We start from the raw sequence: 14,560 nt of genomic DNA, 5'->3' as shown, positions 1-14,560 counted from the left end.
ATACGCGCGGGCCGGGCGCGTCAGGCACAGGGTCGACAGCACAGCGCCCGCGCGGGCCGGATGATTCCGGTGCTGGGCGTGCAGAAGCGACTGGTGTGCATGCGGCGACGCTAACAGCGGGTCGGCGGCCGATCACCGGTTGTGCGCAGCGTGCGCGAAACCCTGGTCCGCACCACGCGTGCGCATCTTTGCTGAGAGGATGCCTGTTCCCCCTCATGCTCGTGGTTACGAGAACTTCGCCGGTGAAATCGGCCGCACCACCGCCGATTCGACGCCGGAGTGGATCTATCCGCCGACCGCCCCGGCCGGTGCGCCCAACATCATCGTGGTGCTGGTCGACGACATGGGCTTCAGCGATATCGGCCCGTTCGGCTCCGAGATCGACACCCCGACGCTGGATCGTATCGCCGCTGATGGTCTGCGGCTCACCAACTTCCACACCACACCGCTGTGCTCGCCGTCGCGGGCCGCGCTGCTGACTGGCGTGAATTCGCATCGCGCCGGATTCGGTTTCGTCGCCAATGCCGATCCGGGATACCCGGGCCTGCGGCTCGAGCTCGCCGATGATGTGCTGACGCTGCCGGAGATCCTGCGCGGCAATGGATACGCCACCTACGCGGTGGGTAAATGGCATCTGGTGCGCGATGCCACGTTGCATCCGGCGGCGAATCGGGATTCCTGGCCGACACAGCGCGGATTCGACCGGTACTACGGGTCTTTGGAGGGTCTGAACTCCTTCTACCATCCGAATCAGCTGGTGTCGGACAGCTCGCCGGTGGATGTGCAGGAATACCCGGAGGGGTACTACCTCACCGACGATTACACCGATCGCGCGATCGGGTATCTGAAGGAATTGCGCGCGCACGACGCCGACAAGCCGTTCTTCCTGTACTTCGCGCACACCGCGATGCACGGCCCGCTCCAGGCCAAGCCGCAAGACCTCGCCAAATATCGCGGTAAGTACAAGGAGGGCTGGGATCGCCTGCGGCAGAGCCGTTTCGCTTCCCAACTCGCACAGGGCCTGTTCCCCGAAGGCACCCAGCAGAAGCCGCGCAATACCGAGCCCGGTTATGAAGCGCAGGAATGGGATTCGCTGACGCCCGAACAACAGTCTCGCTTCGAGCGGTACATGGAGGTGTACGCGGGCATGGTCGACAGCATCGACCAGAGCCTGGGGCGGATTGTCGAAACCCTGGAGCAGTTCGGCGAACTCGACAATACGATCATCGTCTTCACCTCCGACAACGGCGGCACCGCCGAGGGCGGGCCGGAGGGCACGCGCACCTACTTCGCGCAGTTCGCACAGGTGGACGAGCCGGACTGGGAACGCGATGTGCCGCACGATGACGAACTCATCGGCAGCGCCAAGCTCGGCGTCCATTACCCGCGCGGCTGGGGACAGGCCTCCAACACCCCGTTCCGCTTCTACAAGGGCCAGACCTTCGCGGGCGGCGTGCGCGTCCCGTTCCTGCTGTCCTGGCCCAAGGGCCTGCCGCGCACCGAGGATGACAACGGCATCCGCCAGGAGTACACGTACATCACCGATCTGACCCCGACGCTGCTGGAGCTCGCGGGACTGGAACGCCCGTCGGTGCGTAATGGCCTGCCCGCCAAGGAATTCGACGGCATTTCGGCGATCGAGGTGCTGCGCGATCAGCAGGCCGTCTCCCGGCACATCGAACAGTATTCGGAGATGACCGGTCACCGCGGCTTCTACCGCGACGGCTGGAAACTGCTGGCCCTGGCCGAACCCGCACGCGGCGTGGACAATCCGCGCTGGCAGCTCTTCGACGTGCGCACCGATCCCACCGAATTGCACGACCTCTCCGAGCAATTCCCGGAAAAGGTGGCCGAGCTCTCGGCGGCTTGGGACGACGCCGCCTGGCACAACACGGTTTTCCCGCTCGTCACCCGCCAGGATTTGGCCACGCGCCGCCCGGAAGAGGCCCGTTTCGGTGAACGCGTCCGCATCCTGCCCGGCACCCCCACCCTGGAGCGCTACCGCTCCCAGCGCCTGATCGCCTACCGCGACTTCACGATTGCCGTGCAGGTGGCTGACTACCAGCCCGGTGACGAGGGCGTCCTGGTCGCCCACGGCGACCCGCAGGGCGGCTACCTGCTCTTCGTCGAAAACGGCCACCTGTTCTTCGGCTACAACGCCTACGGCCGCTACACCACCGTCGACGCGGGGGCGATTCCCGAAGGCAGCCAACACTTCACGGTCTCCGCGGTGGTCCGCCCGCACCTGCGCTGGGATTTCACCATCGGCATCGACGGCGTCCGCGCCGCCCACCTCCCCGACCAGGTCCAACTCGTAGGCATGGCCCCCTGGACCGGCATCTCCGTCGGCCTCGACTCCCGCGGCCCCGTCGACTGGGACCTCCGCGACCGCCACGGCATCTTCCGCTACACCGGCAACCTCCGCTCGGTCACCTACCGCCCGGGCGCGATCGGCGTAGACGAAGACACCCAGCGCGCCCTGGACTCCGAAGCCGAACTGATCGCCGAGTAGCGGATCAGCAAGACCCGATTGTCCGGGAGCGCTGTTATCTTCCTCGTGGAGCACCGCACAGGATCGTGCGGATGCGGGGATGAAGGAAGAATTCGGTGGATCTCGGCAAAAACGTTGGCGGCAATGGTGATTCCCGGGCGCAGGAGGGCGTGCCGGGAACGACGGGAGCACCGTGGGGAGAACCCGTACCCGCGCCGGTGGGCGACTATCCGCCCACCGCGGCGTTGCCGGAGAGTGTGCCGACTCCGGCGGCCCCGGCGGCTCCGCTGAATTACCCACCTACCGCGGCGATGCCGCCGATGCCGCCCTACGGGGGACAGCCCTATGGCGGACAGCCTTACGGGGGACAGCCTTACGGCGGACAACCCCAGGGCGGCGGCTATCCCCAGGGGTACCCGCAGGGGCCGAATCCCTACGGGCACAACGCGTACGGGCAGCATCCGTATCCGCAGTATCCGGGGAATGTGCAGTATCCGGGATATGGGCAGTATCCGGCGATGCCGATGGAGATGCCGCAGTCCGTGAAGGCCGCTCGGGTGATCGCCTTCCTCTTCGGCGGGCTGGGACTTGTGCTGACCTTCATGACGGGGGCGATCGTCGGGGCGGAGGCCGCGGGCGCCGCCACCGTCGGGTACTTCTTCGCGATCGTGCTGGCGGGGTTCGCATTCGGGTTCAGGTCCGGCGGCAACGGGATTCGGGTCACCGCGATTGTGCTGGCAAGCATCGAACTGCTCATCGGGGCCGGTGGGATGGCCGCGCAGACTCCGCCGGGGGTGCTCGGCTTCGGGGCCAGTCTCGCGGTGGTGATTCTGCTGTGCCAGAAGAGCGCGGTGGCCTGGTTCAAGCGGCCGAGCGAGATCGCTTAGCCTGCGGGAGTCACGGCCGCTGCGGGAGACCGAGGCGGTCCGTGATGCCGTCCAGTAGGGCCGCGAGGGTCCAGGCGACCGGGCCCTGCGTGTCGACAGTGGCTGCGACAGTGCGGTTTTCGAGCCAGCGGGCGAACGCGGGGTGATTGCCCGCCGCGAGGGTGGGTTGCAGGAACGGGGTCGCGACCGCGTCGAGTTGGGCGTCGGTGTGCAGGCCGGTGCGGGTGCGCATGCGCGTTTCCTCGGCCAATTGCAACGCCGTGCCGATGAGATGGCCATCGATGGCGTTGGTGATGCGGGTCATGTCATCGGCCGAAATGCCGAGTGATTCCAGTAGGGCGAAGCGGAAGTCGAAGTAGCGCAGGGCATTCGGGCCGAAGGGTGGGCGGGTGTGCACCAGGTGGCCGAACCAGAGGTGGCGCTGGATGACGGTCCAGGTGTCCAGGGATAGCCGTTCCAGGGTCACGCGCCAATCGGAAGCCGTTGGGGGCAGCGGGATTTCGGCGTAGACCGCGTCGATCATGAGGTCTACCAGGCCGTCTTTGCTGCCGACGTAGCGGTAGAGGGACATGGGGGTGGACGCGCCGACGGCGGTGGCGACCCGGCGCATGGTCAGGGCGGCCGCGCCTTCGGCGTCGGCGATGGTCAGGGCGGCGCGCAGGATGTCGGCGCGGCTCAATGTGGTCGTCGATCGGCCCGGGGGTTCGGGCAGGGTCCAGATCAGCTGGCCGGGTGGGGATTGGTCGTCGGTCATCGTCACCTCCTTGCCCGGAATTCAACCATTCGTGTACAACGTACACATGATGTACAACGTACACACACCACGCGTATTGATCGTCGGCGGCGGACTCGTCGGGCTGTGCGCCGCACTGTTCCTGCGGCAGCACGATGTCGAGGTGACACTGGTCGAGCGGCGGGCCACCACCTCTCCCCAGCCGAAGGCGCGGCGTATCAATCTCCGGACGATGGAGCTGTTCCGCCAGCTCGGGATCGCCGACCAGGTCTTCGGCGCGGCACGGGACCTGGCGAATCATCAGGCGATGGCGGCGGGGCCGACGCTCGCCGAGGCCGAGCGGCTACCGGTGATGTTTCCCGGCGGGATGCCGGATTGGGACGCGATCACCCCGGCGGGGGCGTGCCTGTGCGCACAGGATCTGCTCGAACCGGTGTTGTGGGAGATCGCCGAGGCGCGCGGGGCCGATATCCGGTTCGGCGTGGAACTCATGGACTTCCGTGAACACCACGGCCCGGGCGACATCGCGCACGCGAGCGATTCACCGAGCGCCCCCCGGGATGACGGTCCCGGCATTCGTGCGATCGTGCGCACCGCCGGGGGCGCGATGGACACCCTCGATGCCGACTATCTGATCGCCGCGGACGGCGCGAACAGCCCGATCCGGGAGCGGCTCGGGATTACCCGCGGTGGGCGCGGCACGCTCGGCAGCGCCGTGAACGTGTACTTCCGGGCCGAGCTGGGCGAGCTGGTGCGCGGGCGCGAGTTCAATCTCTGCCAGATCGAGAATGACCGCGCGCCAGGGGCTTTCGCGTCCGTCGACGGTACTCGGCGGTGGATATTCACCAGCGGCGTCGGTGTCGACCGGCCGGTGCGGGACTGGCCGGAAGCCCTGCGGATCGCCATCGGCGTACCCGATATCGATATCGAGGTGTTGAGCGTATTGCCTTGGGAGCCAGGCATGTTCATCGCCGACGCGTTCCGCTCGGGGCGGGTGTTCCTGGCGGGCGACGCGGCGCATGTCATGCCGCCCTTCGCGGCGGCGGGTGCGAATACCGGCATCGAGGACGCGCACAACCTCGCCTGGAAGCTGGCGCACGTCCTACAGGGCCGGGCCGATCCGGCCCTGCTGGACACCTATCACGCCGAGCGTCACCCCGTGGGCTGGTTCATTGCCGATCAGTCGAGCATTCGCACCCTCAACCTGCGCACCATGACCAGGGAGTCGACCGACGGCACACCATTGGCGGATCCGATCGCAATGATTCTCGGAAACCGCTATCCCACAGGCGCATTCGTAACCGACGGCAGCCCGCACACCATGACGCGACTGGATACGAGCGGTCAGCCGGGCACCCGGATTCCGCACACATTCCTCGCCCCCGGCCGGTCGACGCTCGATTTGATCGGCACGGGATACACCCTCCTCATCGGCCCCGAAGGCGGAGCATGGCAGAGGGCAGCCGATCAGACGGGAACGGCCAGCCACCGAATCGACGAAAGCTACTGCACCACAGCCGGTCTCACCACATCGGGTGCGCTACTGGTCCGCCCCGATCAGATAGTCGCCTGGCGCGCACCGGAATTGCCCGCCGATCCGGCGCAGGCACTGCGCACCGCGCTGGAGCTCGTCAACCACGCTCCCGTGCGGCATCGACAGCCTTCGTAATGCGCTTGGCCCGCGTCTGCGCCCGCTTCGCCTCGGTGACCCCGTTCGCCAGCTCCCGCCGATTGGTATAGGACAGCCCGTCGAACGCCGCGCGCACGCCCGCGTCCGCGAGCGCGACGGCCAGATCATCGGGGACCTCGACGGTCCGTTCGGCGGTATCGCGCTCCACCGTCACGGTCACCGCATCGCCCGGCCCCTTACCCAGCTCGGCCCGAATGCCCTTGCGGATCCCCAGGCACGGCCCGTCCCCCATGGACATGATCGACCCGGTGTACGCGATCCCATCGAAGGCGGCCCGCACCGGGATGCGGCCTCCGCCGCCGAGCGCCGCCAGGATGTCGGCGGGAATGGGGATATACGCGCCGCCACCGTCGGCTTCGTGGATCACGCCCTCGAATCGGTGCATGAGCGCATGCTATTCGAGCCCGCTGCGAGTACGCGGGATATTCACCAGCGATCCGATAGCAATCGGATTTCGCTTCGAACTTCTGTTAACAAATGTAAACCGCGAGAGAACCAGCCGTTTCCGAAGCATCACCGCGAGCGGCCGAAAACCTTTGTATAGCGCGACTATTTACCCACCGGTAGGGCATTTCCGCAGGTAGGGACCGATCACACCGGTCCATGCCGCAACCCGCCAGTGACCATGAGGTTGCGCCGACCTCACAGCTCACAATGGTGCTCAGCGCATTGTGAGACAACCGTTTTGCCACCCGCCCGCACCTCTTTACAGTCGAGCCAGCAGCCCGGTTCTTCACTCTCGATAGGGGCGTCATGGCTAACCCGCATACCGGAACTTCGTCCGGCGATGCACTGCTCCGATTGGGTAAATACTTCCAGCGCGGTGAGGTCTCCGGCGATTTGCGCACCCTGCATCAGGTGGGTGGGCGCGACGCGGACGAGTTCTATCGGGATCGGTGGTCGCACGACAAGGTGGTGCGGTCCACGCACGGCGTGAACTGCACCGGATCGTGCTCGTGGAAGATCTACGTCAAGGACGGCGTGATCACCTGGGAGTCGCAGCAGACGGACTACCCGTCCGTCGGCGCGGACAAGCCGGAGTACGAGCCGCGCGGCTGCCCGCGCGGCGCCTCCTTCTCCTGGTACACGTATTCGCCCGCGCGCATTCGGTATCCGTACGTGCGCGGGGTGCTGCTGGAGCTGTACCGCGACGCCAAGACGCGGCTGAAGGATCCGGTGCTGGCATGGGAATCCATTGTCGAGGATCCGGAGACCGCCAAGACCTACAAGTCCGCGCGCGGTAAGGGCGGCTTCGTGCGCGCCGAATGGTGGGAGGCCGCCGAGATCGCCGCGGCCGCGCATGTGCACACCATCAAGAAGTACGGCCCGGACCGGGTGGCGGGCTTCTCCCCCATTCCGGCCATGTCGATGGTCTCGCATGCCGTTGGGGCGCGGTTCATTTCGCTCATCGGCGGTTCCATGCTGTCGTTCTACGACTGGTACGCGGACCTGCCGGTGGCGTCCCCGCAGGTGTTCGGCGATCAGACCGACGTGCCCGAATCCGCGGACTGGTTCGATGCCGGATACCTGATCATGTGGGGCTCCAATGTCCCGGTCACCCGCACCCCGGACGCGCACTACATGACCGAGGCCCGCTATCGCGGCCAGAAGGTCGTGGTGGTCTCCCCCGACTACGCCGACAACACCAAGTTCGCCGACGAATGGGTGCCCGCGCGCCCCGGCACCGATGCCGCACTGGCCATGGCCATGGGGCATGTGGTGCTGCGAGAGTTCTTCGTGGACAAGCGAACCGAGCGTTTCGACGACTACATCAAGCGCTACACCGATCTGCCGTACCTCATCGCACTGGACGAGAAGGACGGCGTCGCGGTACCCGGAAAGTTCCTGACCGCCGCCGACCTCGGAATCACCGGGGAGAGCGTCGAATTCCAGCCGGTGCTGCTGGACGCGGACGGTAAACCGCAGGTGCCCAACGGTTCCCTGGGCCACCGCTTCACCGAGGCGGGTAAGGGCAAGTGGAACCTCGATCTGGGGGATGTCGATCCCCTGCTGACTCTGCACGGCCGCACCGATGACGCTGCGGCCGTGCAGTTCCCACGATTCGACGGGCCGTCCGCGGAGGTCCTCACCCGCGGCGTGCCGACCACCGTCATCGCGGGTAAGCGGGTGACGACGGTGTTCGACCTCCTGCTGGCGCAGTACGGTGTCGCCCGCCCCGGCCTGCCCGGCAGCTGGCCGACCGGTTACGACGATCCGAGCGAGCCGTACACCCCCGCCTGGCAGGAGACGATCACCGGCGTCCCCGCCAAACAGGCCGAGCGCATCGCACGCGAATTCGCCGATAACGCGGACCGTTCCGGCGGCCGCTCCATGATCCTGATGGGCGCGGGCACCAATCACTGGTTCCACTCCGATCAGATCTACCGCGCCTTCTTCACTTTGACGCTGCTCACCGGTTGTCAGGGCGTGAACGGCGGCGGCTGGGCGCATTACGTGGGCCAGGAGAAGTGCCGGCCCGTAACCGGCTGGTCCACACTGGCTTTCGCCTCGGACTGGCAGCGGCCGCCGCGCCAGATGCAGGGCACCGTGTTCTGGTACCTCACCAATGACCAGTGGCGGTACGACCCGTTCACCTCCGAGGCGTTCGCTTCCCCACTGGGAAAGGGCACCTTCTCCGGACGCACGGCGGCCGACAATATCGCGCTCGCTTCACGTTTGGGCTGGATGCCGTCCTACCCCACTCTCAATCGCAATCCCCTCGATCTCGCCGATGCGGCCGAGGCGGCGGGCAAGTCGGCCGCCGACTACGTGGTCGACGGACTCAAATCCGGTGAGCTGCGCTTCGCGTGCGAGGACCCGGACGCACCGGAGAACTTCCCGCGCGTGCTGACGGTCTGGCGGGCGAACCTGCTCGGTTCCTCCGGTAAGGGCAACGAGTACTTCCACAGGCATCTGCTGGGCGCGGACTCGAACCTGCAGACCGCCGAGGCCACCGGGGTGCGCCCGCAGGAGCTGGAATGGCGCGAGGAAGCGCCCACCGGAAAGCTGGATCTGCTGCTCTCCCTGGACTTCCGGATGACCAGCACGACGCTGTTCTCCGATATCGTGCTGCCCGCCGCCACCTGGTACGAGAAGCACGATCTGTCCTCCACCGATATGCACCCGTTCGTGCACGCCTTCACCCCGGCCATCTCCCCGCCGTGGGAGGCGCGCACCGACTTCGAGGCCTTCCACCGCATCGCACGCGGGTTCTCCTGGCTGGCGGAAAAGCATCTGGGCGTGCGCAAGGACATTGTCGCGGTACCGCTACAGCACGACAGCGCCGACGCACTGGCGCAGGCCGGTGGCCGGGTGCTGGACTGGAAGAAGGGCGAGTGTGAGCCCATTCCGGGCGTCACCATGCCCAAAATCGTTGTGGTCGAGCGTGATTACCCGAACGTCGCGGAGAAGATGGCGGCGCTCGGTCCACTCGTGGAGCGCATGGGCCTCACCACCAAGGGCGTCACCACGGTCCCGGACGCCGAGGTCGAGTACCTCAAGGGCATGAACGGCACCGTGGTTTCCGGTGTGGCACAGGGGCGTCCGTCCCTGGCCAAGGACATCCATGCCGCCGAGGCCATTCTGGCGCTGTCCGGCACCACCAACGGCCGGCTCGCGGTGGAGGGCTTCCACGAGCTGGAGCGGCGCACCGGCACCGAACTGGCCGATCTGGCCGCCGAACACGAGGGTAAGCGAATCACGTTCGCGGACACCCAGGCTCGGCCGGTGCCGGTCATCACCTCACCGGAATGGTCCGGCAGTGAGACCGGCGGCCGCAGGTACTCCCCCTTCACCATCAATACCGAGCGGCTCAAGCCGTGGCACACCCTCACCGGGCGGCAGCACTTCTACCTCGACCACGACTGGATGATCGAGCTCGGCGAACAGCTGCCGATCTACCGGCCACCGCTGGATATGACGGCGCTATTCAGTGAGCCCGGTATCGGCAAGGTGAGCGAGAACGGCGTCACCGTGCGGTATCTGACGCCGCACTCCAAATGGTCCATCCACTCGGCCTATCAGGACAACCTGCACATGCTGACGCTCTCGCGCGGCGGCCAGGCCATCTGGATGTCCGAAGTGGACGCCGCCAAAATCGGTGTGGCCGACAACGATTGGATCGAGGCCGTCAACCGCAACGGTGTGGTCGTCGCCCGCGCCATCGTCTCGCATCGCATGCCCGAGGGCACCGTGTTCATGTATCACGCCCAGGACCGCGCGGTGAACGTGCCGCGCATCGAAGGGCCCGCCGAGAATGCCGAGGGCGCACAGGAATTCAAGGGCCGGGGCAAGCGCGGCGGTATCCATAACGCGCTCACCCGCATCATGATCAAGCCCTCGCACCTGATCGGCGGATACGCCCAGCAGTCCTTCGCGCTGAACTACCACGGCCCCACCGGAAATCAGCGCGATGAGGTCACCACCATCCGTAGGCGCAGCCAAGAAGTGGAGTACTGATATGCGCGTCATGGCACAGCTGGCGATGGTGATGAACCTCGACAAATGCATCGGCTGTCACACCTGCTCGGTCACCTGCAAACAGGCGTGGACCAATCGCGCGGGCACCGAATACGTGTGGTTCAACAATGTGGAAACCCGTCCGGGGCAGGGTTATCCGCGCCGCTACGAGGATCAGGAGAAGTGGAAGGGCGGGTGGACCCTGAACAAGAAGGGCCGCCTCACCCTCAAATCCGGATCCCGGATGAAGCGGCTGCTCAATATCTTCGCCAACCCGGATCTGCCCACCGTGTCGGACTACTACGACCCGTGGAGCTACGACTACGACAATCTGCTGTCCGCACCGCAGATGGACACCACGCCGGTGGCGCGGCCCAAATCCCTTATTACGGGCGAGAATACGGACGTCACCTGGGGCGCGAACTGGGATGATTCGCTCGGCTCCGGACCGGAACAGGTCGGTAAAGATCCGCTGCTGGCCAAGCTGTCCGAACAGGTGAAGCTCGAATTCGAGCAGACCTTCATGTTCTACCTGCCGCGCATCTGCGAGCACTGCCTGAACCCGTCCTGCGCGGCGGCCTGCCCGTCGGGTGCCATCTACAAGCGGTCCGAGGACGGCATCGTCCTGGTCGACCAGGATAAGTGCCGCGGCTGGCGGCAGTGCGTGAGCAGCTGCCCGTACAAGAAGATCTACTTCAACCACAAGACGGGCAAGGCGGAGAAATGCACCTTCTGCTACCCGCGCGTGGAGGTCGGCATTCCGACGGTGTGCTCGGAAACCTGTGTGGGACGGCTGCGCTACATCGGCGTCATGCTCTACGACGCGGACGCCGTGCTCGACGCCTGCTCGGTGACCGAGGACAAGGATCTCTATCCGGCACAGCTCGGGGTGTTCCTCAATCCGCATGATCCGCGCGTGATCGCCGAGGCCGAGGCCGCCGGTATCTCCCCGGATTGGATTCAGGCGGCGCAGGATTCGCCGGTCTACAAGCTCATCGTCGACTACAAGATCGCACTGCCGCTGCATCCGGAATACCGCACCATGCCGATGGTCTGGTACGTGCCGCCGCTGTCACCGGTGGTGGACGTGCTGTCCGAGACCGGGCACGACGGTGAGAACGCCTCGAACCTGTTCGGCGCGATCGACGCATTGCGAATTCCCTTGGAATACCTCGCCGAGTTGTTCACCGCCGGTGAGATCGGCCCGGTCCGCGATGCACTGCAACGCCTCGCCGGAATGCGCGCGTTCATGCGCTCGATCAATCTCGGCCAGGAACCCGATATGGCCATCCCGGATTCGGTGCGGCTCGAACCCGAGGAGATCGAGGCCATGTACCGGCTGCTCGCGATCGCCAAGTACGAGCACCGCTATGTGATCCCGAACGGCGCGACATCGCGGGCGCACGAACTGGATTCGCTCGCCACCGGCTGTTCACTGGACACCGACGGCGGACCGGGGATGACGGCGTTCGACGTGATGGCCGAGAAGTTCCATCTCACCGATACCAATGGCGCTGCGCCGGAGGAGAAGTCGACCCGGGTGAACCTGCTGAACTGGGACGGCAAGAGCGCGAACGGCCTACTGCCGACCCGAAACGGCAATGGCAATGGCAATGGCACGAACGGCGACGCTCACCCGGGCGATGATGTGCCCGAACCGATTACGACGGGTGCGAGCCGATGAGCCTGCTGAAACTGCGCCGTCGTCCCGAACCCGTGGTCACGCTCTCCGAGCGGGACCGCCACCTGGTGTGGCGGCTGGCGGCGCTACTGCTGGACTACCCGCACGAGCGCACCCTCGCCATGCTCGACGATTTGTCCGGTGCCGCGGCCGAATTGCCGCCCACCGTGCGCCCGCACCTGGACGGCTTCCTCGACCACCTGCGCGCCACCGCCCCCATCGCACTGGCCCAGCAGTACGTCGAGACCTTCGATATGCGCCGCCGCGCCAGCCTGCACCTGACCTTCTACGCCTACGGTGACACCCGCAAACGCGGTATGGCGCTGCTGCGTTTCAAGCACGCCTACCGGCAGGCGGGCGTGGAACTCGGCGATCAGGAACTGCCCGATCACCTGCCGGTACTGCTGGAATTCGCCGCCACGGTGGATCCCATCGGTGGTGAGCGCCTGCTCGGCGAACACGTCCCGGTGCTGGAATTGCTGCGACTTTCGCTGTCCGACAGTGGATCTCCGTACGCGGGCATCCTCACCGCCGTCACCTGCACGCTGCCGCCGGTCACCACCGCCGACCGCCGCCGCATCGCCGAACTCGCCGCCCAGGGTCCGCCCGAGGAAGAGGTCGGCCTGGAACCCTTCGCCATGGACCCCCTGGCCTTCGCCGGATCGGAAGCCCGCCGATGACCCCCGCCCTCTGGCTGACGCTGCCCTACGTCGCCTTCACCTCCTTCGCCCTGGGCCATCTGTGGCGCTATCGCAATGACCAGTTCGGCTGGACCACGCGGTCCTCACAGGTCTACGAATCGCGACTGCTGCGCCTGGGCAGTCCGCTGTTCCACTTCGGCATGCTCGGGGTGATCGGCGGGCACGTGCTGGGCGTGCTCATCCCCGAGTCCTGGACCAACGCGGTCGGCATCTCCGAGCACCTGTATCACGTGGTGGCGGTCTCGGCGGGCACGGTCGCGGGCATCGCGGTGATCGCGGGCATCGGCATCCTGCTCTACCGCCGCGTCACCGTCACCGCCGTCCGCAAGGCCACCACCCGCAACGATCAGGTCATGTACGTCCTGCTGGCCGGTGCGCTCATCACCGGCCTGCTGAATACGGTCGGCAGCAACCTGCTCTGGGGCACCTACAACTACCGCGAAACCGTCTCCCCGTGGTTCCGCAGCCTGTTCTCGATTCATCCACAGCCCGAACTCATGGTCGGCACCCCGTGGACCTTCCAGGCGCACGGCCTGATCGTGCTGACCCTGATCGGCATCTGGCCGTACACCCGACTGGTGCACATGTTCAGCGCCCCGATCGGCTATCTGACCCGCCCGTACGTCGTCTACCGCAGCAAGGAGACCAACGCGGCCGACAAACGGCGCTTCGCCCGTGCCTGGGAGACCTCATCGCTGCCGCCGCGCTAGATTCCCGAAAACCCCTGCCGACCTGCCTTGTGACAAGCGACAAATGCGTTTCCGGGCGATCTCATTTCTATAACTCCGGCCACCAAGTAGGGTAAGGAATAGACGGTGTTGACCCGATTCATTCGGATACGGCAACCCGACACGGCCTGGGAAGACTTCTATGACCCTGATCAACCAGACCACCAACCTGCGCGATGAGCAGGGTGAGTTCGGTGCGGCACGCGCCGCCGAGAAGGCCGCCTGCGCCAAGCAGAACGCGCAGGCCAGGCATACGGTCGCCGGGCACGCACTCGACGCGGCCGACTGTGAATACCTGCTGCAGATGCTGGGCCTGGACGCGGCCAGCCTCGGCCCGGACGGTCTCGCCAAGGATTGAAAACGCGACTGCCGGTCACCAGCAATTCTGATGACCGGCAGGGGTAGCCGTATTACCCGGCGAGTTTGGCCAGATTCGGGAAATTGCTGATTTCCCAGCCGCCGTCCACCACCAGTTCGGTACCGGTGATGTACGAGGCATCGTCACTGGCGAGGAACAGACATGGCGCGGCCACCTGTTCCGCCGTAGCCGCCGCACCCAGCGGAATGCGGTCCAGGAACATCTGTTTCGCCGGTTCGTAACCCATGACCGCCGCCACCAGTGGGGTGTCGACGAGTCCGGGCAGCACCGAGTTCACTCGAATTCGATACTGCGCCAACTCCAATGCGGCGTTCTTGCTGAACATCACCACGCCGGCCTTACCGGTGGCATAGGCGCTGCCGCCAGGCATGGGGACGCGCCCGTCCAGGGACGAGATGTTCACGATCGCACCGCCGCCGGACTCACGCATCAGGCGGGCTTCATGTTTGGTGCACAGGAACACACTCTTCTGCACCAGATCGACGGTGAAATCCCAATCGGATTCCTCGAGGTCGGTGACCGCGCCGATGCGGGAGCCGCCCGCCACGTTGAACGCCGCGTCGAGGCGGCCGAAACGCGCTGCGGCGACGGCGATTGCGGCGGCGATCTGATCTTCCACCGTCACATCCGCGACCGCGGGCACGAAGGCGTCGCCGAGTTCGGCGGCCTTCTTCTGCAAACCCGCCTCATCGATATCGAGGCCGACCACCGAGGCGCCCTCGGCCACCAGTGCGGTGGCGATGGCCGAACCGATTCCGGAGGCCGCACCGGTCACCACGGCGGTCTTACCGCCGAATCGTGCTGTGCTCATG

The 14,560-nt window shown here is 66.1% G+C and carries 11 protein-coding genes; 8 read left to right on the top strand and 3 right to left on the bottom strand.

What is annotated here, in order from left to right; translation table 11 throughout:
• Nucleotides 1–199: 199 nt before the first annotated feature.
• Together ACFVUS_RS35210 and ACFVUS_RS35205 are read left to right on the top strand one after the other, a co-directional pair.
• On the top strand, nt 200–2,512 hold the full coding sequence (locus ACFVUS_RS35210; protein ID WP_387776715.1) for an arylsulfatase: 2,313 nt from the start codon (nt 200–202) through the stop codon (nt 2,510–2,512).
• A gap of 95 nt (nt 2,513–2,607) precedes the next feature.
• Entirely contained in the window at nt 2,608–3,378 is a 771-nt protein-coding gene (locus ACFVUS_RS35205) for a hypothetical protein (RefSeq protein ID WP_387776712.1), read from the top strand.
• Between the two features lie 10 nt (nt 3,379–3,388).
• Here ACFVUS_RS35205 and ACFVUS_RS35200 read toward each other — a convergent pair whose 3' ends face one another.
• Entirely contained in the window at nt 3,389–4,132 is a 744-nt protein-coding gene (locus ACFVUS_RS35200) for a TetR/AcrR family transcriptional regulator (RefSeq protein ID WP_387776709.1), read from the bottom strand.
• Nucleotides 4,133–4,178: 46 nt separating this feature from the next.
• Between ACFVUS_RS35200 and ACFVUS_RS35195 the strand changes: the two genes are divergently transcribed.
• The gene (locus ACFVUS_RS35195; protein ID WP_387776706.1) at nt 4,179–5,780 is read left to right on the top strand and encodes an FAD-dependent monooxygenase; all 1,602 of its coding nucleotides are present in this window, start codon (nt 4,179–4,181) and stop codon (nt 5,778–5,780) included.
• Here the strand turns inward: ACFVUS_RS35195 and ACFVUS_RS35190 are convergent.
• On the bottom strand, nt 5,743–6,186 hold the full coding sequence (locus ACFVUS_RS35190; protein ID WP_387776703.1) for a YdeI/OmpD-associated family protein: 444 nt from the start codon (nt 6,184–6,186) through the stop codon (nt 5,743–5,745). The two genes, ACFVUS_RS35195 and ACFVUS_RS35190, sit on opposite strands and share 38 nt — an antisense overlap.
• A 368-nt stretch (nt 6,187–6,554) precedes the next feature.
• Between ACFVUS_RS35190 and ACFVUS_RS35185 the strand changes: the two genes are divergently transcribed.
• The 5 genes from ACFVUS_RS35185 (at nt 6,555) to ACFVUS_RS35165 (ending at nt 13,727) form a co-directional block, all read left to right on the top strand.
• The gene (locus ACFVUS_RS35185) at nt 6,555–10,259 is read left to right on the top strand and encodes a nitrate reductase subunit alpha (protein WP_387776700.1); all 3,705 of its coding nucleotides are present in this window, start codon (nt 6,555–6,557) and stop codon (nt 10,257–10,259) included.
• A gap of 10 nt (nt 10,260–10,269) precedes the next feature.
• Nucleotides 10,270–11,943, top strand: coding sequence for a nitrate reductase subunit beta (gene narH, locus ACFVUS_RS35180; protein WP_387778514.1), 1,674 nt, complete (start codon nt 10,270–10,272; stop codon nt 11,941–11,943).
• Entirely contained in the window at nt 11,940–12,620 is a 681-nt protein-coding gene (gene narJ / locus ACFVUS_RS35175) for a nitrate reductase molybdenum cofactor assembly chaperone (RefSeq protein ID WP_387776697.1), read from the top strand. Before narH ends, narJ begins: the two co-directional genes overlap by 4 nt.
• The gene (gene narI / locus ACFVUS_RS35170) at nt 12,617–13,351 is read left to right on the top strand and encodes a respiratory nitrate reductase subunit gamma (protein WP_387776694.1); all 735 of its coding nucleotides are present in this window, start codon (nt 12,617–12,619) and stop codon (nt 13,349–13,351) included. Before narJ ends, narI begins: the two co-directional genes overlap by 4 nt.
• A gap of 160 nt (nt 13,352–13,511) precedes the next feature.
• The gene (locus ACFVUS_RS35165) at nt 13,512–13,727 is read left to right on the top strand and encodes a hypothetical protein (RefSeq protein ID WP_375965927.1); all 216 of its coding nucleotides are present in this window, start codon (nt 13,512–13,514) and stop codon (nt 13,725–13,727) included.
• Nucleotides 13,728–13,779: 52 nt separating this feature from the next.
• On the opposite strand, the gene ACFVUS_RS35160 is transcribed toward ACFVUS_RS35165, so the two are convergent.
• A complete protein-coding gene (locus ACFVUS_RS35160) occupies nt 13,780–14,559 on the bottom strand; it encodes an SDR family NAD(P)-dependent oxidoreductase (RefSeq protein ID WP_387776690.1) in 780 nt (259 codons plus the stop codon).
• Between the last annotated feature and the right edge of the window lies 1 nt (nt 14,560).

Origin of the sequence: Nocardia sp. NPDC058058 (genome assembly GCF_042885355.1) — a bacterium.
GTDB lineage: Bacteria > Actinomycetota > Actinomycetes > Mycobacteriales > Mycobacteriaceae > Nocardia.
The sequence above is the reverse complement of the archived record's forward strand: the minus strand, read 5'-3'. Positions and strand labels throughout refer to the sequence as shown.